Origin of the sequence: Flavobacterium sp. ASV13, assembly GCF_000745775.1 — a bacterium.
In the GTDB taxonomy this organism is placed as follows: domain Bacteria; phylum Bacteroidota; class Bacteroidia; order Flavobacteriales; family Flavobacteriaceae; genus Flavobacterium.
Genome location: NZ_JQJY01000001.1, coordinates 659563 through 682268 on the forward strand (window position 1 = coordinate 659563; position 22706 = coordinate 682268).

Genomic DNA, 22706 nt, shown 5'->3' on the forward strand with positions numbered 1-22706 from the left:
TGTTTAAATTTGATTAATGGTGATCGTGGTTTTTATTTGAATGTTTGTCGTTTCCTTTATGTTTCCCGTTATTATGTTTCTCAGGTTTTTCACCTCTGTTTTTCTGAGGTTTTCCATGATATCCTTTTGGATATTCTGATCTGTGTTTACTATGATACGTGTAAGGAGCATCTCCTCTGTAATCATTCAAAACTACTTTATAACCTGAATAAAGATCATAATTTCTGTATCTATCCGGAAGTCTTTTTGCGCGTACCCACCTTCCGTTATTATCTGAAATAAATACGCTTTGATTTATATCATAATAAACATCAATATCTGGCAAATAATAGTATCTGCTGTTATCATAACCAACTGGTCCCCAATTTGGAGGTGTTCCAATATTTACATTAACTGAAACCTGTGCCTGAGCAAAAACACTTGTAAAAAGCATTAAGGCGAATACTAACTTTTTCATCTTTTTAAATATTAAATATTAATTACAGTAAATAGTAATCTAAAGTAATGCCAAAAATCGATTTAATTGCATTCATTATACAAAACCACCAAACCAATCGACGAAAAATGCTTCTCAACCGACGTACATTACAAAAAAAACATCCCAAAATTTGAGATGTTTTTTCTAATATTTTATTTCCAGCCGCCGCCTAATGCTCGGTATAAATCAACAACAGCCTGCAGTTTTTGCAGATTATCATTTACACCGCTCAATTGCGCCGCCAAAAGATTTTGTTCCGATGTTAAAACATCTGTATAATTGGTAGCCGAACTATATTCCAACAACTGTTTTGTATAATCGACTGCTTTGATTAAAGCTTCAATTTGTTTGGTTCTTGAATCTTCTTTTTCGGCCGCCATTTGATACGTGTACAAAGCATTTGAAACTTCCTGCCCCGCTTTTAAAAGACTTTGCTGAAAATTATTGTAGGCCTGTACTTGTTGAGATTGTGTTGTAGTCAATCTCATTTTATTAACGCCTTGATTAAATATCGGCTGTGTCAATCCGCCTATTAAAGAGTAAAATACTGAATTTGCAAAGAAATCTTTTAATTCTAAATTCGAAAAACCACCGCTTGCCGTAAGTGTCAAACTCGGATAAAAATAGGTTTTGGCCATATTCGTCATTTCAAAAGCAGTTCTGAAATTGAATTCTGCCTGACGAACATCTGGACGATTCTCTAATAATTGCGAAGGTAATCCTAAAGCCAGTTTTTCAGGAACAATCTGTGATCCTAATTCTCCTCTATCAATTGGTCCTGGCGCTTGTCCCAGTAAAATATTTATTGCATTTTCAGTCTCGCGGATACTTTGTTTTAAATCTGGAATCAAAACCTCAGCCGCATGCTGATTGGCTTCACTTTGTACCACAGCCGCGCCTGTAACAATTGCTCCTTCTTTTAAATCTTTGATTGTTTGAACGTTTTTGATTCGGCTTTCTAAGGTTTCCTGAGTTATCGCCAACTGTTTGTCATACGCTAACAATCGGAAATAATTATTGGCAATATCCGCAATCAATTGTGTTTGAACTGCCTGTTTCGCTGCATCTGAAGCTAGATATGTTGCCAACGCTGCTCTTTTTTTACTGCTTAATTTACCCCAGATATCAGCTTCCCAAGAAGTGCTTAAACCTAATTTATACGTTGTTGTTAGCGTATTGATATTAATTCCTGCCGGAAAATTAAGTCCTGCCTCAGATTGTTTTGTATGCGTTGCATTTGCGTCCAATTGCAAAGTTGGATAATACGCTAATTTACTCTGACGCAACGAAGCATTTGCCTGAACAATATTTTCAATTGCATTTTTAAGATTCAAGTTTTGATCAAGTCCTTTTTGAATCAAAGCATTTAGTTTTTCATCTTTAAAAACAGTCTGCCAAGGCATACTCGCAATTGTAGTCGAATCAGCAGATGTTTGATCTCTATATAACTTATCTGTTGATAACGTTGTGGGGCGTTCGTACTTTTTGGTAACAGAGCACGCACTCAAAAGTGCGGCTGTCATTACCAGTAAAATATATTTATTTGAACTATTTGTCATTTCTTTTGAATTAAATTTTATGCTTTATGAGCTTCTAATAAATGATCTTCGTCATCATCGTCATCATCATAACTTTCCTTTGCCGGACCGCTTACTTTTTCCTGTAATGTCTGGAAAATGATAAACAAAACCGGAATCACAAAAACTCCTAAAATGGTTCCAATCAACATTCCGCCAACCGCTCCTGTACCAATTGATTTGTTTCCTACCGCTCCTGCCCCAGATGCAAACATCAATGGAACAAGTCCGAGAATAAAGGCGAATGACGTCATCAAAATTGGTCGCAAACGTGCAACGGCTCCTTCAATTGCAGCTTGAACAATTGGTAAACCTTTTCGCCTTCTGTCCAAAGCAAATTCGACAATCAAAATACCATTCTTGGCAAGTAATCCAATCAACATGATTAAGGAAATCTGCAGATAAATATTACTGTTCAATTTGAAAATAATCGAGAATAAATAAGCTCCAGCCAATCCAAACGGAATTGATAATAAAACGGCAAATGGTAAAATATAACTTTCATATTGTGCACTCAACAAGAAGTAAACAAATACAAGACACAGAATAAAAATGAAAATCGTTTCACTTCCCGAAGCTAATTCTTCACGCGTTAAACCTGAAAATTCATATCCGTAACCTGCTGGAAGATTTTCTGCCGCAACTTCCTGAATGGCTTTAATAGCATCTCCTGAACTGTAACCCGGTTTTGGCGCTCCTGTAATCGAAATGGACGTAAACAAGTTGAATCTTGAAATCGATTCGGGGCCAAAAACTCTCGTCATATTTACAAACTCTGTAATTGGCGCCATTGTTCCGGCATTATTACGAACGAAGATTTTATTCAAACCTTCCGTATTTGTACGAAATTCTGGAGAAGCCTGAATCATAACACGATATTGTTTTCCGAATTTATTGAAATTCGAAGCATACAATCCGCCATAATAACCTTGCATCGTCGACAAAATCGTGTTTACAGAAACTCCTGCATCTTTGGCTTTAGCCAAATTAATATCCATCATATATTGAGGAAAACCTGGATTAAAAGGCGTTGTAGCATATTGAATTTCTGGACGTTCTGATAATTTTGCCAAAAACTCATTGTTCACTTTATAAAATTCAGCCGTTGTATGTCCGCCTTTATCTTGCAACTGAAATTCAAATCCACCACTTTGTCCAAAACCTTGAATTGTTGGAGGCGAAATGAAGAATATATTCGCTTCACGGATCCCACTCGTTTTCGCAAAAAGCTGCCCGATTACATCATCAACACTTAAGTCACGTTCATCCCATGGTTTCAATTTCACAATAACCATACTGTAAGCACTTCCCGCTCCAGCTGTAAAGTTTTGCCCAACAATTCGAAGTGTATTTTTAACTCCCGGAATCGTCTTTGCAATACTGTCTACTCTTTTAGCGATAATATCAGAACGCTCCATAGAAGCTGATGGTGGCAAACTAATATTAGCAAAAACAGTTCCCTGATCTTCCGAAGGAACGAAAGCCGATGGCGTGGTTTTCATCATATAAAATAAAGACAAACCGGCAATAATAATTGCAGCTAATGCAATCCATTTTTTTACAGAAAGGAAACTTACTGAACGTTTGTATCTTTCGGTTACATTATCAAATGCAACGTTAAATGAAGTGTAAAAACGCTGTAAATAACTTTTATGTTTATGATCATCTGCATGCGGTTTCAACAAAAGCGCACACAAAGCTGGACTCAACGTCAAGGCATTTACGGCCGAAAGAATAATCGCCACAGCCAGCGTAATACCAAATTGTTTGTAGAAAACCCCTGTTGATCCATTAATGAAAGTTACCGGAATAAATACCGCAGCCATTACCAATGTAATCGAAATAATTGCTCCGGAAATTTCGTCCATCGCATGAATGGTTGCTTTTTTAGCCGATTTATATCCGTGATCGAGTTTGGCGTGAACCGCCTCGACGACCACAATCGCATCATCGACGACAATACCAATAGCGAGAACCATCGCAAAAAGCGTCAATAAGTTGATCGTAAATCCGAATAAATTCAGGAAGAAAAACGTTCCCACAATCGCAACCGGAACCGCAATCGCCGGAATTAAAGTCGATCTGAAATCCTGAAGGAAAATAAATACTACGATGAAAACCAATATAAAAGCTTCAATCAAAGTATGAATTACTTTCTCGATAGAAGCATCCAAATTTTCGTTGACGTCAACCATAATGGTATATTTCATTCCTTTTGGAAAACTCTTCGCCGCTTCTTCAATTAACTTTTTAGAATTGATAATTACATCACGTGCATTTGAACCCGGAGTCTGGCTGATCGCCATTGCTGCCGATTCTACACCGTTTGTTTTAATTGTTGAGGAATAACTTAAAGATCCTAACTCGACTTTAGCTACATCTTTAAGTCGCAACATTTGCCCATTTCCAACAGATTTGATAATTATATTTTCAAATTCCTGAGCGCTGGTTAAACGTCCTTTGTATTTAATTACGTATTGAAATGCCTGATTTCCGTTTTCTCCAAATTTACCCGGAGCGGCTTCGATATTCTGCTCTGCCAAAGCTGCTGAAATATCACTCGGAATCAATTTGTATTGCTGCATTACGTCTGGTTTCAGCCAGATTCTCATCGAATAATCTTTTGCACCAAAAACCGTTACATCTCCAACTCCAACTACACGCTGAATTTGCGGCACAAGATTGATCTTTGCATAATTTTGAAGGAATGTCTGATCATAAGCTTTATCATCACTGTATAAAGAGAAAATCAGCAAGTTACTGCTCTGACTTTTAGTTACTGTAACCCCAGCCTGAGTTACCTCAACTGGAAGCAAACTTGTCGCTCTCGAAACCCTATTTTGCACGTTTACCGCCGCTAAATCTGGGTTTGTACCTACTTTGAAGAAAATTTTAATAGAAGCATTTCCATCATTTGTGGCCGTAGAAGTCATGTACGTCATGTTTTCTACACCATTAATCTGCTCTTCCAATGGAATTACGATACTTTTCAGTACCACATCGGCATTGGCACCTGTATAACTCGCCGAAACATTTACTGTTGGCGGTGCAATATCTGGATATTGAGATATAGGCAACTCAATTAATCCTAAAACACCCAAAATAACAATAATAACAGATATTACTGTTGAGAGTACAGGTCGTTGTATGAATTTTTTAAACATTTGTTTTTATTTTAAATCGGCGTAAACTTTATCTGAAGATTGATTTTGGCTTTTAATTTCTGTTCCGTCTTTAAGTGTTGCCACTCCTTCCAGAACAATTTGATCTCCTGCCTGCAAACCGCTTGTTACCACATAATAATTTCCTGCGCTGTTATCTAAAATGGTAATATTGGTACTTTTTGTTTTACCGTCTTTTCCAACAGTTACTGCAAATATTTTATCTTGAAGTTCATAAGTTGCACTCTGCGGAATGATTAACGCCTCTTTTACTTCATTCGGAATACGAACAGTGGTACTGCTTCCGCTTCTAATAATACTTTTGGGATTTGCAAAACGCGCTCTGAAAGTAACCGAACCGGTTTCAGTATTAATTAAACCATTTACCGTTTCAACTCGGCCTTTTTCTGAATAAGGTGTTCCGTCAGAAAGTACTAATGAAACGGCAGGCATATTTTGGATTTTTTGTGCCAATGTCGTACCTGGCGTTTTGCTTTCTGTAAAATCTAATAGCTTTTTTTCATTAATAGCAAAATAAGCATATACATTTCCGATGCTAGAAACCGTAGTCAAAGGATCTGCGGTATTTGAACTTACCAAACTTCCTAAACGAAACGGAATTGACCCAACAACTCCATTCACCGGACTTGTTACAGTAGTATAACCTAAATTGGTTTTAGCATTAACTAAAGCTGCATTCGCCTGAGCCAACGTTGCCATAGCCGATTCATAAGTATATTGTGCTGATTCTAAATCGTATTTACTGATAATTCCTTTTTCAACTAAAGGTCTCACTTTATTCACCGCCAGTTTTGCTGCACTTACTTCTGCCTGAGCGCTTTTAATGCTGGCACTTGCCGTGCGAACTTGTTGCTCATATTCTGGCGCGCTAATTTTAAACAATGGCTGTCCCACTTTTACAACAGCGCCTTCATCGACAAAAATCTTATCAATATAACCTTCAACTCTAGGACGAATTTCAATATTTTGCTGTCCTTGAATACTCGCAGGATAATCGCTGTATAATGTTGCAGATTCTGGCTGCAATGTCAGCGTTTTATACTCTTTTACCTGTGGCGCAGCGCCGGCCTGAGCCGATTTGTCATCTTTCTTACCGCAAGAGGCGATAATAACTGAGGCTGCGAAAATGCTTAAAAACGATTGCTTATTCATTGTGTAAATGTGTAATTATCTATTTATTAATAAGCAAAAGAACTAAAATTGAATGCGCAAAATTTTTCAAATAGACGAAGAGCAAAAGACAATCGATAGAAATAGCCTGACACCCGACGGATTTTTTTCAGAATTAAACAAGCGTTTAATTTTTAGGCTCGTCGGCTGGAAAATGGTTTTTAATGGCTGTAAATGTATTTTGGGCGATTGGTTCTCAATCATATTCAAATAAAATGTAATATTGTCTTTAAAAAATCATAACTTATAATGGCTTCAAACATCTACAGACCTTATTTATTTATCGGACTGCACATTCTCGGGTGGCTTTTGTTGGGCTTTATCATGCTGTTTTACATTCCTTTAACATGGAATGTAATTCTTCCTGGCGTATTTTGGCTTTGGCAGATCATTGTATTGTTTTTACTAATAGTCATTTTTTATACTAATGCCAAAGTCATAGTTCCAAAAACCATTATTAAAGACAATACGTCACCGTTTTTACTGTGGACTTTTCTTGCCATCTGTGCTTTGCAATTCATAGCTTATTTTTATAACACACAAACCGATGTTCATACAAAAGTTAGTTTAGTTTTAGGCTTCAAAAAATACAGAAATCCATATTTCGACAATTACGTTTTCATGCTTACTTTATTGGTTCTAGGAATAAGTACGAGCTGGGCGATGCTACAACATTGGCAAAAAGCGGCACAGCACAAACAAAAATTGGAGCAGGATAAAACCATGGCCGAATTAGCAATGCTGAAGGCTCAAATTAATCCGCACTTTTTTTTCAATTCGCTAAATAGTATTTATTCGCTTACTTATACAGATATTGAAGATTCAAGAAATGCACTTCATACTTTAAGCCGAATGATGCGCTACCTACTTTATAGCACTGAAGAAACAACTTCTTTATTGAAAGAAGCCGAATTTATGAAAGATTTCATAGCACTTATGAAACTTCGGGCAAACAGCAAATTGACGATTATTACTGATATTCCGGAAAAATTACACGATTATCCGATTGTTCCAATGTTAATGCTTCCTCTGGTTGAAAATGCTTTTAAACACGGAATTCACGCTACAGATAAAAGTGAGATTTACATTAAGCTGAGACAAAACGGAAGCAATCTTGATTTTGAAGTAGAAAATACCTATTTCGAAAAATCAGGAACAGCGGTCGAAGGCGGAATTGGTTTAACCAATACAAAAAGAAGACTCCATTTGATATATCCGAATAAACATAGTTTGAAGGCCGGCGTTGCTGAAAATGGAAAATACAATGTAAAACTGCATCTAAATTTAGAATAATGATGATATTAAAATGTATAGCAGTTGATGATGAGCCACTGGCATTAAAACTTGTGGAAACCTTTATCCAACAAACGCCTTTTCTAGAATTGGCAGCAAGTTGCGATAATGCTGTCGAAGCAATGGGATTAATTAGAGAAAAACAGCCTGATATTGTCTTTTTAGATATCAATATGCCTAATTTAACCGGTATGGAACTTGCCCGACTTTTGCAGGATACTCCGGGATTAATGCCGAAAATAGTTTTTACGACAGCTTATAATCATTATGCTATTGAAGGTTATAAAGTAAATGCAGTTGATTATCTTTTAAAACCTTTTAGTTATGAAGAATTTCTGCGTGCCGCCAATAAAATTTTACAAATAACTGAAGAATCTTCAAATAACTTTCAGCCCATTACAGCCGACGATGAATTTATTTTTCTGAAAGTAGAATATAATTGGGTCCGAATTTCTTTAAAAGATATTTTATACATCGAAAGTTTGAAAGATTACGTAAAAGTGCATTTGGACGATTCGCAAAAAACGGTTCTTTCGTTGATTTCTTTAAAAGCTTTAGAAGAAAAACTGCCGTCTGCAAAATTTATGCGAATTCATCGTTCGTTTATTGTATCGCTTGACAAAATAAGCGCCATCAGCAAACATTCTGTTTTTATCGGGAAAACCGAAATTTCAGTGGGAGAACAATACAAAGAGCCATTCAAAACCATCGTTGACAAATGGTTAAAATAAAATAGATTTTTAAATTATCATGGAAAAAAGATCAAACAAATACTATTTAACATTAAGCTTAAAAGAGTACGCAAATGGTGAAACTAAACCTGCAAAAGAACTCGGAATCGAATTTTCTAATCACGATGAGATTTTTGGCATCATTCAAAAAATGAAAGACAAAAATTTATTTGATGATCCGTCTGAAGCGACTCAGTTTGCAATTGGACTAAAATTATTCAGTGAAATCAAACTAAAACACCGCAAAAATCCTTTATTTGATGAATTAAACGAAGTTTTTCCGGTTTTTATGAAGAAACTGAAAAGCTTATAAAACCAAAAAAACGCCTCAATTTCTTGAGGCGTTTTTCATTTAACAAATTAAGATTCTAAATTAAGCTTTCGCTTTTCTTTTTACCGTACAGCCAATTTCTTTAGTTTGAGTAACTGCAGGTTTTTTATTGCTTTGTAAAGCTGCAATGGCATCTTCAGCATATTTTGTTTTTTCAGCTTTTGTTCCTTCTGGATCATTATCGATTGCTCCAACATATTCAATAACATTTCCTTTTGATGTTTTAGATACAATAAAAATATGCGGTGTATGTTTTGCGCCATATTGATCTGTAACTACTTGTCCTGCATCGAATAAATATGGGAAAGGATAGCTTTTATCTTTTGCCAAATCCTGCATTTTATTAAAAGCATCTGCTTTTGAAGCTTCAGGATCATTTGGATTGATTGCAATTACTGGATATCCCTGAGGTCTGAATTTTTTATCTAAATCAATAATGCGCTGCTCATAAGCAACTGCGTACGGACATGTATTGCAGGTAAAAACAACAATAAATCCTTTTGCTTTAGGAAAACTTGCAAATGAAACTTCTTTATTGTCAACATTTTTAAGTTTAAAATCTGGTGCCGGATCGCCTGCTTTCAGTGTTGCTGTCTGCGCCTGCGATAACCAGGCTGTAAATACTAATACTAATAAAGTGATAATCTTTTTCATAATTTATAGTTTTTTATATTCAGTTAATAGTTGTTCGTATGTTAATTCGGTTTCAACAAATTTTCGTTTATCGTCTTTAATGAAAAGCGTTGCCGGAATACTTCCTGACCATGAAGGATCAATTCGGTCAATATATTCCTGCGGACTACTTTCATTTAATAAAAATACTTGATTTTGAAGATTTTTTCGCTTAACAAATGGAATTACAGCCGAATTTAATTTGGATTTAAAATCAACACTTACCAATAAAACCGCCAGTTTTTCTGATTTAAATTCGGATTGCAGTTTTTCAAAATGAGGCAATTCTTTAACGCAGGGCGCGCACCAGGTTGCCCAGAAATTGACAACATAAGTACTGTCTTTTCCGTTTTTGATTCGTTCATGAAGTTGGTCAACCGTAATAAGTTTTACGTTTTGACCATAAGAAACTGTCGATAAAACGACCAATAAAAAGAGGCTTAAAAAAGGCTTTGCTTTCATAAAAAACAGTTCTTTAGATTTAATTTGTCTCTTACAAATATAAACTAATGAAAACTTACTTTTTGTTAATGAAAATTTAATGATTTTTTTTTTAGGTTCAAAGATGCAAAGATTCAAAGGTACAAAGGTTAGTTTTGCTTAAACAAAATTTATTCCGATGGAATTCTGTGAATTTGAAAATCAAAATTTTATTTTTCAAAAAAAGACTCCAATTGTCTAAAAACCGGAATTAGAGATTTCCCTTTTTCTGATAAATTATATTCAATATGAAGCGGTTTTAATTTGATAACTTCTTTATCCAAAAGTCCAAATTCTTCGAGTTCACGCAATGCCGCCGCAATTGATTGTTTGTTAGAGCCTTTCATATCTCTTAAAAGTCCGTTGAAGCGTATTGGTCCGTCAACCGCCAATAAAAACATCTGAGGTTTCCATTTTCCCGATAATAATTTTAGAAGCCCTTCTGCCGGACAACCACTATCTTTTTCTTCTTTATTTTCTGTAGTCATATTTTTTTGACTAATTGATTTTTGATTAAACACTCCCGAACTTTGTTATAAAAATATGAAAATTTAAATGCTGAGCGCTAATTTTTCAACCCGTTTTTATGAAAATAGGACTATTACTAATCCTGATCTGCAGTTTAAACTGTAAATCGCAAACGAATTTAAAAATGACAGAAAATAATTCAAATCCGTTATTATGTAATCCTGTAACTGGAACATGTGAAATGCCTTATAACGAAAAATCAAATGAAACAGCCGTTATTCAAACAGAAAATAAACCCGTTAAAATAATTTATTACACTGATCCTATTTGTTCATCTTGCTGGGGAATTGAACCTCAACTAAGAAAACTCAAGCTTGAATATGGCGATTATTTTGAAATTGATTACCGCATGGGCGGTCTGCTTCCGGATTGGAGTTATAATAGCGGGGGAATCAGCAAACCATCAGATGTAGCACATCATTGGGAAGAAGCAAGTTTGCATTATGAAATGCCAATTGATGGAGATGTCTGGCTCGAAGATCCACTTGATTCTTCCTATCCTTCTTGTATTGCAATGAAAGCAGCTCAAATGCAAAACAAAGCAAAAGCAGTTCATTTCATGCGTATACTTCGTGAAAAATTATATTTAGAAAAGAAAAACATTGCGAAATGGAGCAACATTGAAGAAGCTGCAAAATTGGCAAATCTTGACATTGAAAAGCTGAAAGCAGATTATGACGATGCCGAGGAACTTTTTCAGAAAGATTTAGATTACGGAAAAAAATTGGGTGTAAGAGGTTTTCCAACATTTTTCTTTGCCGATAAAAATGACAATCGATTTATGGTTTACGGCTCAAAATCTTATGATGCTTATGAAAATGCATTATTAGCTGTATTTCCGGAAGCAAAAAAGAAACCAATTCCAAATGAAAACCCTTTATCGCTTTTTGAAATTTATCCCACATTAACGCCAAAAGAATATGCTGTCATTTTAAATAAATCTTATTTTGATGCCAGAATGATTCTTGGAAAATTACATGAAAAAGGGGAACTGGACAAAATCTCCACAAAAAATGGATCGATGTATATCAAAAAATAAAACTTCTTTAAAGCCACAAAAATGAATCTTTGTGGCTTTTTTGTTGTCTTAAAAAGTTATTTTTAGTGCTTCTGTAAAAAACGTTTTCGCTTTTTTAAGGATTTTTTAAGCTCCTAAAAATTCCTTCGCCAAATATCAATTCGTAAATTAGCCAAAAACAAAATTTATTCGAATGACAGTACTTACGTTTACGCTGATTATGATTCTTGGTGCTTTTTTAGCAGGTTTTATTGGTTCATTATCAGGATTGGGAGGCGGTATCATTATTATTCCTCTTTTAACTGTCATTTTAGGCGTTGATATTCATTATGCAATTGGAGCCGCTTTGGTTTCTGTAATTGCAACTTCTTCAGGTTCTGCGGCAGCGTATGTAAAAGAAGGAATTACAAACATGCGATTGGGAATTTTTCTTGAAATCGCCACAACAATTGGCGCTGTTGGCGGTGCGTTGCTTTCAGCTATTGCTCCAACTTCTTTCATTGCCGTTCTATTCGGACTTACTTTGATTTTCTCGGCAATCAATTCGCTTCGAAAAAAAGAAGAACATATCGTTTTAGAATCCAGTCCATTGGCTAAAAAACTAAAATTAGACGGAACCTACCCAACGCATGACGGCCAAGTAGTAAGTTATGGTACTAAAAATGTAATTGGCGGATTTGGAATGATGGGACTTGCCGGAATGATGTCAGGCTTACTCGGAATTGGATCTGGCGCTTTTAAAGTAATTGCGATGGATAATATTATGCAAATTCCGTTTAAAGTTTCGACTACCACCAGTAATTTTATGATGGGCGTAACAGCAATGGCTAGTTCTGTAATTTATATTCAAAAAGGATATATTGAACCCGGAATTTGTATGCCCGTTGTTATTGGCGTTTTGTTTGGCGCCATGGCCGGAGCCAAAGTATTAGTAAGAACAAACCCTAAAAAACTAAGAATATTTTTTGCCTGCTTAATTTTTGTTTTAGCAATTAATATGATTTATAACGGACTTAATGGAAAAATCTAAAAATATGCAGCACGAAAAATTTGGAGAAAAAGATTTTCAGGCTATTGTTGGAAATTTATTGCGATACGGCGTCTGGATTTCGCTTTCAGTAGCTTTCATAGGTGGAATTGTTTATTTGATGCATCACGGAAATGATATTGAAGATTATTCTGTCTTCAAAGAAAATGACCGAAATATATTTGAAGTAATTGCCGATGTTTATCGTGGCGTAATTCAGGGAAATGGTGAATTTTTGATTTTCTTCGGAATTATATTATTGTTTCTTACGCCTGTTTTCAGGGTTTTACTTTCATTATTCTCTTTTCTTATTGAAAGGGATTATCTTTATGTTGTTATTACACTGATTGTTATTTTAATTATTATAACCAGTATTTCATTTGGTTTTTCTCATTAGAAAATACATCTAATTTAAACAGTATGGAAATAGGAATTGACAGTTTTGCTTCGGCAATGTACGGAGACAACAACACTTTAAGCAGTGTTGATGCGATGGAACAATTACTTCAAAGAATTGAACTTGCAGATCAGGCTGGTTTGGATGTTTTCGGAATTGGAGAGCATCATAAAAAAGAGTTTTTAGATTCGGCTACAGTTGTGATATTGAGTGCAGCCGCGGCAAGAACAAAAAATATACGTTTATCGAGTGCGGTTTCGGTTTTAAGCGCTGCAGATCCTGTGAGAGTTTATCAAAGTTTTGCAACATTGGATTTAATTTCAAAAGGAAGAGCCGAAATTGTTGCTGGCCGAGGATCTTCTATCGAAGCTTATCCCCTTTTCGGATTTGATTTAAACGATTATGATGCACTTTTCAAGGAAAAATTAGATCTTTTTTTACAAATCAGAGATAATGAATTTGTTACTTGGTCAGGGAAATTTCGTCCCGCTATAAATAATCTTCCAGTTTATCCGAGAGCTTTGCAGGAAAAAATGCCAGTTTGGTTAGGTGTTGGAGGAACTCCGGAATCTTTTATAAGAGCAGGGAGTTTAGGATTACCTTTAATGGTTGCCGTCATTGGTGGACAAACGCATCGTTTTCGTCCATTGATTGATTTATACCGCGAAGCTGGAAAAGCAGCAGGTTACAAACCTGAAAAACTGAAAGTAGGATTACATTCTCCTGGTTATATTGGAAATACAACCGAAAAAGCCATTGAAGAATATTATCCTGGTTATGCAGAACTTTGGACAAAATTAGGCTACGAACGTGGCTGGCCTCCAGTAACAAAAGGAAAATTTGACGGGCTTATTGATGATTTAGGCGTTTTGATTGTTGGTGGTCCTGAACGTGCAGCCGAGAAAATCCTAAGACACAGCGAAGCTTTAGGAGGTGTTGACCGATTTACTTTTCAAATGGATAATGCCGGATTGACACACACACAATTAATGAATGCGATAGAGTTAATTGGATCAAAACTAATTCCGTTAATTCAAAAAGGATAGTTTCTAGCCACAGATTACACAGATTACACAGATTAAAAGTTTTTTTTTAAACTTAGAACCTCAGAATCTTAGCAACTTAGTAGCTTAAAAAAAAAAGCATCTGCCAATTAAGACAGATGCTTTTTTGATTTGTAATTTTTCAACTAGAACAAACCATTAAAATTTATATGTTACACCAACTCTAAAGTTTGTTGGCGCTTCAGTCTGCCAATAATAAGCATCAAGCCACTGGTAATAAGAACCGCTATAAAGGTATTTATTCAAGATATTAAATACGTTAGCCGTTACTTTAACTTTACCAGTTTCATAAGACAAACCTCCATCTAATTTAAAGTAAGAAGGCAATTTTTGAAGACCTTCACTCCAAGTATCTGTTTGGCGTCCGTCAAGGAAAGTTCCTCCAATAGAAGCTCCAAAACCTTTTAGTTTTCCGCCCTGAACTGTATAGTTTAACCATGCATTTGCTGTATGTTTAGCATAACCTGGTACGATATCTCCTTTTTCAATTCCTGTTGCAGCAGAAACTAACGGATCAACTTTATTTACAATAGATTCTGTAAAAGCATAATTTGCGATAAGATTTAAACCATCAAATAGTTTTCCTCTAACGTCAAATTCAACACCCTGAGCTCTTTTTTCTCCAAGGACAATTTTATATTGTTCATTTGGTGTATTTCTAGGATCAGCGGTAAGTTCATTTTTTTTCAAGATATTATAAACAGATGCACTTGTGTTCCAAGAACCGTCAAACCAGTCTTTTTTAATTCCGAATTCAACATTATTTCCTGTAAGCGGCTTAACCTGACCATCTCTAACAACTCCTGATTGAGGCGAAAAAGCCTGGTCATATAATCCGTAAAAGGCTGTGCTTTCGTTTAGAGAATAACTAACTCCTACACGAGGTGTAATATGACTATCTTCTTGTGGATTATCATAACTGCTAGTTTGATTAATCCATGTATATCTTGCAGCAAGAGTCAATCTTAATTTATTTTGGAAGAAACCAAGTTCATCCTGAATATAACCAGCCGCATATTCTGAACCGTAAAGTCCGCCAGCTCTTTGGCTTAATGGTGTATCGTGGTCAAAAGCAGGGAAACCATTAGATGGCGTTCCGTAATTTGGATTATAAACATTAAATGGATTAGCTGCTGTATCTAAATTATGAGATTGTCCCCAATCTGCCATATAATCTTTACTTCCTAAGTCTACTCCACTTAATATTTTGTGGCTAACAGATCCTGTGTTAAATTTCCCGTTTACAAATATTTGTCCTAAATACATGTTACTTTCTGCATCCCAAATACCAACATTTCTAATAATATTTCCTTTTCCAAGAGCATTATCATCAGAACCAACCATGCTTGGCCATGAACTATATCCTTGTTGAATATATTTAAAATAAGAAGTCTGTGCTGTAAGTTTCCAGTTGTCATCAAACTTATGCTCAAACGTAAAATAACCGCTGTGATCCTGAATATTAGTATCTGGAATTCCCGGTTGTGTCATGGTAAATCCAACTGGCAATGTTGCATATCCATCAGATGCAGGTCCAAAAACATAGTACGAACCAACCTCCGTCATGTTTGCATACTGAAAATTGTATTCAGCAGTAATTTTTGTTTTATCGTCAATTTGATATGAAATTACCGGAGCAATTACATAACGGTTATTATGTTCAAATGCACGGTGCGAACCTTTATTTTGAGCAGTTCCGTTGAATCTGTAAAGCAATTTTCCTTTTTTATCCAATTTCCCGTCAAGATCAAGGCTAACTCTGTAAAAATCATAGCTTCCGCCAAGTACAGAAACTTCTCCTTTTGTAATTCCGGTTGGTTTTTTAGTCACCACATTATAAAGTCCGCTTGGGTCACCACTTGAAAGCATGAATCCGGCAGGTCCTTTTACAAATTCAATATGATCTACAAAACTCATATCTTCAGTTAATGGTCCCCAGAAAGAAGAAACCACATTAAATCCGTTTCTAAAAGCCTGGATTTGAGAACCACGCATTGTAATATTGGTGTACAAATCGCCCCAGTGTTCCAAACGTACCGCTCCACTCACGTTACGGATAACTCCGTCGCTCATACTTGTAATTTGCTGATCTTTTAAAGTCTGACCGCTTACAATCTGAACGTTTTGCGGAATTTCTAATACCGGAGTCTGAAGACGCAACGACAATGAAGGTTTATCCTGTTTGTATTTGTTTTTTGTAATAACAACTTCATCAAGATCTTCCTGACTTTCAGAAAGTGCAAAGTTTTTTGTTGTGACTTGTTTTGCTGTTACAACAATGGTCGCCTCTTGACCATGAATTCCAACTGAATGAATGCTGATCGTGTAAGAGCCTGGTTTTACATTTCTAATCTCGTACTGCCCATTTTCATTGGTTATAGCACTATATTTTGTTCCTTTAAGAGCAACAGATACACCTTCCGCCGGAGCATTTCCGCTCAAAGATACTTTTCCTGTTACCCTGCCTGTATTTTGATTTTGCGCCATCATAGTTAATGATGTTACGAAAAGCACAAAAAAACAGATTTTTTTAATGGTTAAGCTATTCATTTTGTCTGGTTTTAAATTTCGTTGGCAAAAGTAGTTTCTAAAACTTGTTTTTCCTAATTATTTTTAATTATTCTAAATAAGGATAATTGAAAGATGTAAAACCAACGCTTATAACACAATGACTATCAATAAAAAAGCCTGCTTTAAAATAAAACAGGCTTCATTGAAATTTCTATGATTCTAAATAAGAGTAAAATGATTTTTTAAATAACGTTTTGAAATTAATTTTTGTTCAAAAAAATAAAACTCTCTGGATTTGCGACTAATTTATCTCCTTTAAATTCAATTGAAATCATCCCGGCTTTTCTAGGTGAAACGGCGCTTTCATTAAAATAGCCGAAATGGTTGGTTATAAATCGCAAACAAGCTTTGGAAAAAATTTTCAGAAACATTTCTCCATGTCACCTTCAGATTAAATTGCGATGAATAAGTAGAATTTGATAATGTGCCAATTTGATAATTAAGTAATTTATTGATGTTTATAATTTTCTAATTGGCACATTATCTAATTATCACATTTTCCACTTATCTTTAATCTTCAAAACAAATCTAGTTTTAAGATGAACAATACCTCAACAATTAGAAAAGTCGCGATCGTTGGCTATAACCGAATTCCTTTTGCACGAGCAAATACTGCATATTCAAATGTTGGAAATCAGGAAATGATGACCGCAACTTTAAACGGACTTATCGATAAATACAATCTAAAAGGACAATTATTAGGCGAAGTCGCTGGCGGAGCAGTTATAAAACATTCTTATGATATGAATTTGATTAGAGAATGTGTTATGAAAACATCTCTGGATCCTGCTACTCCAGCCTGCGATTTACAACAGGCCTGTGATACCGGAATTGAAAGTGCGGTTTATATTGCCAATAAAATTGCACTTGGACAAATTGATTCTGGAATTGCCGGAGGTGTCGATTCAATCAGTGATATTCCGATGGCGTTCAGTGAAAAGCTTCGAAAAATTCTATTGGAAGCGCGACAAGCAAAATCTGTGGGCGGAAAAATTAAATCTTTTCTGAAAATTCGTCCGAAAGATTTATCACCATTAGTTCCTCGAAACGAAGAATCTCAAACTGGACTTTCGATGGGCGGACATACCGAAATTACTGCCAAATATTATAAAATTTCAAGAGAAGATCAGGATCAATTTGCCCTAAATAGCCATTTGAAAATGGCAAAAGCGTATGACGAAGGTTTTTTTGATGATATGATTACGCCTTTTAATGGTCTTGAAAAAGACAACAATTTAAGAAAAGACAGTACAATTGAAAAATTGAGAAGCCTGAAACCCGCATTTGACAAAATAAACGGAACATTGACAGCTGGAAATTCAACTCCATTGACAGACGGAGCTTCTTGCATTCTTTTAGCCAGCGAAGAATGGGCAAAAGAACAAGGTCTTCCAATTTTGGCTTACATCACTTTCGCAGAAATTGCAGCAATCGAATATGTCAAAAATCAGCAAAATCTTTTATTGGCACCATTATTTGCCGCTTCAAGAATGCTGGAAAAAGCAGGATTAAATCTTCAGGATTTTGATTATTATGAAATACATGAAGCTTTTGCTGCGCAAACTTTGGCAACTTTAAAAATTTGGGAAAGCCCAGAATTAAGCACCGAAATTGGTTTAAAGAAAACACTTGGAGCAATCGACAGAGAAAAACTGAATGTAAAAGGAAGCAGTCTCGCAGCTGCACATCCTTTTGCAGCAACCGGAGGCCGAATTATTGGTGTAATGGCTAAATTATTGAACGAAAAAGGATCAGGAAAAGGTTTTGTATCGATTTGCGCTGCTGGCGGACAAGGCGTTACAATGATTATTGAGAAATAATATTTAAGACATTCTTGAGTTTCACTATAAAAATCTGCTAAATCTGCGGGAGTAATTTTTTCACGCAGATTTAGCAGATTGGCAGATTTCTTTTTTGATTTTTTAAAAAGCAAATTCTTCAACAGAAGATATCGCTTTTGGTAAAGCATTTTCAGCAAAATCAGGAATTGCAGTTCCTTCAACACGGAAAGTCGTAACATCAGTCATGCCTAAAAAACCAAATACGGTGCGCAAATACGATTCTGAGAAATCATAACTTTTATATGGTCCTTCAGAAAATATAGCTCCAGAAGCAATAGATAAATATACTTTTTTATCTGTAACCAATCCTTTTGGACCTTCGGCACTATAACTAAAAGTTTTTCCTGCTCTGGCAATTTGGTCAATCCATCCTTTTAAAACCGCTGGAATTCCAAAATTGTACAAAGGCACTCCAATTACAATAACATCTGATTCTAATAACGTTTTTATTGCCGCATCAGAATATTTCAATGCCTCGGTTTGTTCTGGCGAATGTGCATCTTCAGGCGTATAAACGGCATTAATATGCGAACCCGTCAAATAAGGTAAAGGTGTTTTAGTAAGATCCAGTGTCTGAACTTCAGTTTCAGGATTTGATGCAGTTAATTTTTCAATAACCGCATTAGATAATTGATTACTAAACGAAGTATCTCCGTTGGTACTAGTAATTATTCGTAGAATTTTTTGGCTCATAATTTATATTGTTTGTTTTACAATACAAACTTATCTACATTTGCTATACATTTTATAGTACTATCCTCGAGGATAGCGCTATCATTGAGGATAGTAAAGCAATACGTATGAAAACAAAAGCCGAAATAACAAAAGAAATGGGCTGTGAGCCGGAAGGATGTCTGGCAGCATTATTACCAGTAAGAGATGCATTAGAAGTTTTAAGCGGCAGATGGAAATTGCCAATTTTAATTGCATTATCAAACAGACCAAAACGATTCAAAGAGATTTCTAAAGATATAAATGGAATTACAGATAAAATGCTTTCTAAAGAGCTGAAAGATTTAGAAATGAACAAACTAGTTACCAGAACGGTTTATGATACTTTTCCGCCAACCGTTGAATACGCAAGAACAGAACATAGCCATACTTTGTATAATGTCATTGGAGCATTAAATGAATGGGGAACTTTACATCGAAAAGAAATTATTGGCAAATAAGTAATTGTTAGATAAGTAATTAAGAGGAAAAAGATTAAATTTGGTTACCCAAATTTATTAATCCTATTAAATACTTATGAAAAAAAACTTACAGGTCCGAATTAAAAAAAGGCGACAATTACTGCATTTATTTTGTGTTTTCATTTTATTGATGACCTCAAAATCCTACAGTCAGTACATTACACAAAATCTTGCTCCCACAGCAGTTATCAAAGAAGGGCTTTCGCTGGAACAATCTCTTGACGGAAGAATTTTCATCGCAGAAAGAGGCGGTATTGTAAAAGTTTTTCAGAACAATGCTGTTTCTACCGTTTTTACTGTAAATACCGTTACAGACAATGAACAAGGTCTACTTGGTTTGACTTTGCATCCAGATTTCGCCACAAACGGTTATATTTATGTTTTTTATTCAATCAACGACGGAACAGTAATCAGACATCGTATTGAAAGAATTAAAATCGATAATGCCAATCAGGTAGTCAACAGACAGGAAATTTTACTTTTAGAACCTATTGGCGGTGGTTTTCATAACGGAGGTGATTTAAAATTCTTTAACGGTTTTCTTTATGTAACTGTTGGTGACAGCCAGCAGAATACCAATTCTCAGGATTTGGACACATACAAAGGAAAAATCCTCAGACTTACAGAAAATGGACAGCCTGCACCAGGAAATCCATTTTACGGAAGCGGTTCTTTACAAAGACAAAGTATCTGGGTATATGGTTTTAGAAATCCGTGGAGGCTGGTTCCGAACATAAAAGCCAATAAATTATTTGTTTTGGACGTGGGAACTTCTTGGGAAGAAATAAACGAAATCAGCAATCCGGCTATTCGTAATTATGCCTGGGGACATCCACAAGGAGGTGACGGAAAGCAGACAGAAACCAATTTATTTACCAATCCGATATTTACCTACGGAACAGGAACTATTGGTAATGCGCTGACCAATGGTGTATTATATAATCCGGATACGCCACGTTATCCTAATCTTGAAGGCAAATTTATTATCAAGGATTTTGTTCGAAATGCCATACGCTCTTTTGACCCAAATATTGCTGATCCTGTTTCTACTGAATTTTATTCGGCTCCACAACAGCAGGCTCTCGGAATGATGCTGGGCAATGACGGCTATATTTATTATTGCGTATACGGAAACAATGGTGCGCTTATCAAACTTGATTATATTGCAACTGCTGCTCCTACTATTGTAAATCATCCACTTTCTCAATCCATAATGGAAACAAAACCTGTAACATTTACAGTTTCGGCCAGTGGTGTTGGACTTACTTATCAATGGCAGTATAACAATGCGAATATTAACGGTGCAACTGCCACTAGTTATACAATTCCAAATGTGACCGCTGCAAATGCAGGAAATTATCGAGTTATTGTCACAAATACAGCCGGAAATGTAACCAGCAATAATGCAGTTTTGACAGTAACACCTTTTACAAATGCACCAACAGTTTCTATAGTTTCTCCTTTGCCTTCTTTAAAATGGAATGCTGAAGATATTGTCCATTTTGAAGCAACGGCATCAGATATTGAAGACGGCACATTACCTGCAAGCGCTTTTTCATGGAGTATAGATCTTTTTCATGAAGATATTCCGGGAGCCGGACATTCGCACCCAGGCGCAAGTCCACAAGGCGTAAAATCAGGAAATTTTACAGCATCAAATCAAGGCGAAAAGACACCAAATGTATGGTATCGTTTTACGGTAAAAGTAACAGATAGCAATGGTTTAACAGCTACGGCTTTTGTTGATATCAAACCTAATCTGGTTGATGTTACAGCAGCTTCTTCGCCTGTACCACTTAATTTAGAATTTAATCAAAAAACAGTTACAGCGCCTTCAACAAAACAAGTTGTGGCAAACGCGACTTTACAGACTTTAAATGCGCCAACTCCGCAATATGTTGGAAATATTCGTTATGACTTTGATCACTGGAGTCAGGGCGGAACAGCCAATCAAACTTTTAAAGCTCCGGCAACAGGGACAATTACTTATACCGCTTTTTATACAGCAACTACGCTTCAAAATGCACCTTATCAGGGAGTAGTGGCTCAGATTCCTGGAATTATTGAAGCCGAAAATTATGATGTCGGTCCCGGTGCTTTTCTGGATAAAAATAGCGGTGGTGATACTGCATACAGAGCTGGCGACGGCGTTGGAACAGAAGTTTGTAATGAGGGCGGATTTAATCTGTCTTACGTAGCAAAAGATGAATGGCTGAAATATACCGCAAGAGTAAACACTACTGGAACTTATACTATTAATTTAAGAATCGCAACACCATACAATACCCGAAAATTACATTTGGAAGTTGATGGCGCAAATGTAACGGGTGTTGTGAACATTCCAAATACTGGAGGTTTTCAGGCTTGGCAGACTGTCGCTATTCCAAATATTACGTTAACGCAGGGCGATCACGTTATTACTTTGTATTTTGATGAAAACGACATCAACGTCAATAAAATGGAATTTATTCTCACAGCTGGCACTGCAGCTCCTGTTGCCGATTTTGAGTTTACACCTCAAATGGGTTGTACAAATACTGCTGTCACTTTTACTTCTGTTTCTGTCGGTACTGTAGACACTTATACTTGGAATTTTGGCGTAAATGCACAGCCGGCGACAGCAACAGGAATTGGTCCGCATTCTGTTATTTACAGTACAGAAGGCGATAAAGAAGTTTCTTTGACTGTAACTAATTCTGGCGGAAGCAATACTAAAGATATTTCCTATATGGTTCATGATTGCCATCTTGGCGTAGAAAATCCGGATGAAGCATCCAATAAAATCATCGTTTTTCCAAATCCGTCTAAAGGAATTTTCCATTTATCTAAAGAAGTGGAATGGACGGTATTTTCTGCTTTGGGAACTAAAATCAAACAAGGCAAAGGAAATCTGATTTCGATCTCTGAACATGCTGCAGGAATTTATTTCATCAAAACAAATGAAACCAGCAAAGCGATACCAATCGGCAAGCAATAAATTTTAGAAAACAATTATAAAACCCGCATAACCAAAAAAGAATGGTTTTGCAGGTTTGTTTTTTTGTTTCAATCATAAAAAACACTTTATAAAATGAAGTTTAAATTTTGACAAATTATTCGTAATTAAATAATTTATAGTAAATTAGAGTGCCCTTACAATTTCGATTTCTTAAA

19 protein-coding genes are annotated in these 22706 nt (G+C 35.7%); 10 read left to right on the forward strand and 9 right to left on the reverse strand.

Annotated elements, in window-relative coordinates:
• Positions 1–13: 13 nt before the first annotated feature.
• From GQ47_RS02840 to GQ47_RS02855, 4 genes are all read right to left on the reverse strand, one after another.
• The gene (locus tag GQ47_RS02840) at positions 14–457 is read right to left on the reverse strand and encodes a hypothetical protein (protein ID WP_035644544.1); all 444 of its coding nucleotides are present in this window, start codon (positions 455–457) and stop codon (positions 14–16) included.
• A 173-nt stretch (positions 458–630) separates the two neighbouring features.
• Positions 631–2037 (reverse strand): efflux transporter outer membrane subunit, encoded by a 1407-nt coding sequence (locus GQ47_RS02845; protein ID WP_035644547.1) that lies wholly within the window; start codon positions 2035–2037, stop codon positions 631–633.
• A 17-nt stretch (positions 2038–2054) separates the two neighbouring features.
• Positions 2055–5219, reverse strand: coding sequence for an efflux RND transporter permease subunit (locus GQ47_RS02850; protein WP_035644550.1), 3165 nt, complete (start codon positions 5217–5219; stop codon positions 2055–2057).
• 6 nt (positions 5220–5225) lie between these two features.
• Positions 5226–6389 carry an efflux RND transporter periplasmic adaptor subunit gene (locus GQ47_RS02855; RefSeq protein WP_035644554.1) on the reverse strand — a complete coding sequence of 388 codons (1164 nt, stop codon included), beginning with the start codon at positions 6387–6389 and terminating at the stop codon, positions 5226–5228.
• Positions 6390–6656: 267 nt separating this feature from the next.
• Here GQ47_RS02855 and GQ47_RS02860 point away from each other — a divergent pair, with 267 nt between their 5' ends.
• Genes GQ47_RS02860 through GQ47_RS02870 form a run of 3 tightly spaced genes read left to right on the forward strand, consistent with a single transcriptional unit; the run spans position 6657 to position 8744 of the window.
• Positions 6657–7700 (forward strand): sensor histidine kinase, encoded by a 1044-nt coding sequence (locus tag GQ47_RS02860; RefSeq protein WP_051951322.1) that lies wholly within the window; start codon positions 6657–6659, stop codon positions 7698–7700.
• Positions 7700–8431: a LytR/AlgR family response regulator transcription factor gene (locus tag GQ47_RS02865; protein ID WP_035644559.1), complete on the forward strand. Its 732-nt coding sequence runs from the start codon at positions 7700–7702 to the stop codon at positions 8429–8431. Before GQ47_RS02860 ends, GQ47_RS02865 begins: the two co-directional genes overlap by 1 nt.
• 19 nt (positions 8432–8450) lie before the next feature.
• Positions 8451–8744 (forward strand): DUF3861 domain-containing protein, encoded by a 294-nt coding sequence (locus GQ47_RS02870; protein WP_035644561.1) that lies wholly within the window; start codon positions 8451–8453, stop codon positions 8742–8744.
• Between the two features lie 60 nt (positions 8745–8804).
• Here the strand turns inward: GQ47_RS02870 and GQ47_RS02875 are convergent, their stop codons facing one another.
• The 3 genes from GQ47_RS02875 to GQ47_RS02885 form a co-directional block, all read right to left on the reverse strand.
• Positions 8805–9416 carry a thioredoxin family protein gene (locus GQ47_RS02875; RefSeq protein ID WP_035644563.1) on the reverse strand — a complete coding sequence of 204 codons (612 nt, stop codon included), beginning with the start codon at positions 9414–9416 and terminating at the stop codon, positions 8805–8807.
• A gap of 3 nt (positions 9417–9419) precedes the next feature.
• Positions 9420–9896: a TlpA family protein disulfide reductase gene (locus GQ47_RS02880; protein ID WP_035644566.1), complete on the reverse strand. Its 477-nt coding sequence runs from the start codon at positions 9894–9896 to the stop codon at positions 9420–9422.
• A 188-nt stretch (positions 9897–10084) separates the two neighbouring features.
• On the reverse strand, positions 10085–10402 hold the full coding sequence (locus GQ47_RS02885; protein ID WP_035645169.1) for a winged helix-turn-helix transcriptional regulator: 318 nt from the start codon (positions 10400–10402) through the stop codon (positions 10085–10087).
• A 164-nt stretch (positions 10403–10566) separates the two neighbouring features.
• Here GQ47_RS02885 and GQ47_RS02890 point away from each other — a divergent pair, with 164 nt between their 5' ends.
• The 4 genes from GQ47_RS02890 (at position 10567) to GQ47_RS02905 (ending at position 13930) form a co-directional block, all read left to right on the forward strand.
• Positions 10567–11481, forward strand: coding sequence for a DsbA family protein (locus GQ47_RS02890; protein WP_035644568.1), 915 nt, complete (start codon positions 10567–10569; stop codon positions 11479–11481).
• 172 nt (positions 11482–11653) lie between these two features.
• Positions 11654–12490, forward strand: coding sequence for a sulfite exporter TauE/SafE family protein (locus GQ47_RS02895; RefSeq protein WP_035644570.1), 837 nt, complete (start codon positions 11654–11656; stop codon positions 12488–12490).
• On the forward strand, positions 12477–12884 hold the full coding sequence (locus GQ47_RS02900) for a DUF1634 domain-containing protein (protein WP_081909305.1): 408 nt from the start codon (positions 12477–12479) through the stop codon (positions 12882–12884). The genes GQ47_RS02895 and GQ47_RS02900 overlap by 14 nt, the downstream gene beginning before the upstream one ends.
• Before the next feature lie 23 nt (positions 12885–12907).
• Positions 12908–13930: an LLM class flavin-dependent oxidoreductase gene (locus GQ47_RS02905; protein ID WP_035644573.1), complete on the forward strand. Its 1023-nt coding sequence runs from the start codon at positions 12908–12910 to the stop codon at positions 13928–13930.
• Positions 13931–14086: 156 nt separating this feature from the next.
• Here the strand turns inward: GQ47_RS02905 and GQ47_RS02910 are convergent, their stop codons facing one another.
• Positions 14087–16498, reverse strand: coding sequence for a TonB-dependent receptor (locus tag GQ47_RS02910; protein ID WP_035644576.1), 2412 nt, complete (start codon positions 16496–16498; stop codon positions 14087–14089).
• A gap of 560 nt (positions 16499–17058) precedes the next feature.
• Between GQ47_RS02910 and GQ47_RS02915 the strand changes: the two genes are divergently transcribed.
• The gene (locus tag GQ47_RS02915) at positions 17059–18339 is read left to right on the forward strand and encodes an acetyl-CoA C-acetyltransferase (protein ID WP_035644579.1); all 1281 of its coding nucleotides are present in this window, start codon (positions 17059–17061) and stop codon (positions 18337–18339) included.
• Between the two features lie 102 nt (positions 18340–18441).
• On the opposite strand, the gene GQ47_RS02920 is transcribed toward GQ47_RS02915, so the two are convergent.
• Positions 18442–19053, reverse strand: a complete 612-nt coding sequence (locus tag GQ47_RS02920) for an FMN-dependent NADH-azoreductase (protein ID WP_035644582.1) — start codon at positions 19051–19053, stop codon at positions 18442–18444.
• Between the two features lie 107 nt (positions 19054–19160).
• On the opposite strand from GQ47_RS02920, the gene GQ47_RS02925 reads away from it, so the two are divergent.
• Positions 19161–19532, forward strand: coding sequence for a winged helix-turn-helix transcriptional regulator (locus GQ47_RS02925; RefSeq protein ID WP_051951324.1), 372 nt, complete (start codon positions 19161–19163; stop codon positions 19530–19532).
• Positions 19533–19608: 76 nt separating this feature from the next.
• Positions 19609–22530 carry a PQQ-dependent sugar dehydrogenase gene (locus GQ47_RS02930; protein WP_035644584.1) on the forward strand — a complete coding sequence of 974 codons (2922 nt, stop codon included), beginning with the start codon at positions 19609–19611 and terminating at the stop codon, positions 22528–22530.
• The last annotated feature ends 176 nt before the right edge of the window (positions 22531–22706 follow it).

Excerpts from the sequence above, each read along its gene's own strand:
- GQ47_RS02875 (WP_035644563.1), bottom strand. The coding sequence starts at position 9,416 with ATGAAAAAGATTATCACTTTATTAGTATTAGTATTTACAGCCTGGTTA.
- GQ47_RS02845 (WP_035644547.1), bottom strand. The coding sequence starts at position 2,037 with ATGACAAATAGTTCAAATAAATATATTTTACTGGTAATGACAGCCGCA.
- GQ47_RS02920 (WP_035644582.1), bottom strand. The coding sequence starts at position 19,053 with ATGAGCCAAAAAATTCTACGAATAATTACTAGTACCAACGGAGATACT.
- GQ47_RS02840 (WP_035644544.1), bottom strand. The coding sequence starts at position 457 with ATGAAAAAGTTAGTATTCGCCTTAATGCTTTTTACAAGTGTTTTTGCT.
- GQ47_RS02885 (WP_035645169.1), bottom strand. The coding sequence starts at position 10,402 with ATGACTACAGAAAATAAAGAAGAAAAAGATAGTGGTTGTCCGGCAGAA.
- GQ47_RS02855 (WP_035644554.1), bottom strand. The coding sequence starts at position 6,389 with ATGAATAAGCAATCGTTTTTAAGCATTTTCGCAGCCTCAGTTATTATC.
- GQ47_RS02930 (WP_035644584.1), top strand. The coding sequence starts at position 19,609 with ATGAAAAAAAACTTACAGGTCCGAATTAAAAAAAGGCGACAATTACTG.
- GQ47_RS02890 (WP_035644568.1), top strand. The coding sequence starts at position 10,567 with ATGACAGAAAATAATTCAAATCCGTTATTATGTAATCCTGTAACTGGA.
- GQ47_RS02925 (WP_051951324.1), top strand. The coding sequence starts at position 19,161 with ATGAAAACAAAAGCCGAAATAACAAAAGAAATGGGCTGTGAGCCGGAA.
- GQ47_RS02850 (WP_035644550.1), bottom strand. The coding sequence starts at position 5,219 with ATGTTTAAAAAATTCATACAACGACCTGTACTCTCAACAGTAATATCT.
- GQ47_RS02880 (WP_035644566.1), bottom strand. The coding sequence starts at position 9,896 with ATGAAAGCAAAGCCTTTTTTAAGCCTCTTTTTATTGGTCGTTTTATCG.
- GQ47_RS02895 (WP_035644570.1), top strand. The coding sequence starts at position 11,654 with ATGACAGTACTTACGTTTACGCTGATTATGATTCTTGGTGCTTTTTTA.
- GQ47_RS02900 (WP_081909305.1), top strand. The coding sequence starts at position 12,477 with ATGGAAAAATCTAAAAATATGCAGCACGAAAAATTTGGAGAAAAAGAT.
- GQ47_RS02905 (WP_035644573.1), top strand. The coding sequence starts at position 12,908 with ATGGAAATAGGAATTGACAGTTTTGCTTCGGCAATGTACGGAGACAAC.
- GQ47_RS02870 (WP_035644561.1), top strand. The coding sequence starts at position 8,451 with ATGGAAAAAAGATCAAACAAATACTATTTAACATTAAGCTTAAAAGAG.
- GQ47_RS02860 (WP_051951322.1), top strand. The coding sequence starts at position 6,657 with ATGGCTTCAAACATCTACAGACCTTATTTATTTATCGGACTGCACATT.
- GQ47_RS02910 (WP_035644576.1), bottom strand. The coding sequence starts at position 16,498 with ATGAATAGCTTAACCATTAAAAAAATCTGTTTTTTTGTGCTTTTCGTA.
- GQ47_RS02865 (WP_035644559.1), top strand. The coding sequence starts at position 7,700 with ATGATGATATTAAAATGTATAGCAGTTGATGATGAGCCACTGGCATTA.
- GQ47_RS02915 (WP_035644579.1), top strand. The coding sequence starts at position 17,059 with ATGAACAATACCTCAACAATTAGAAAAGTCGCGATCGTTGGCTATAAC.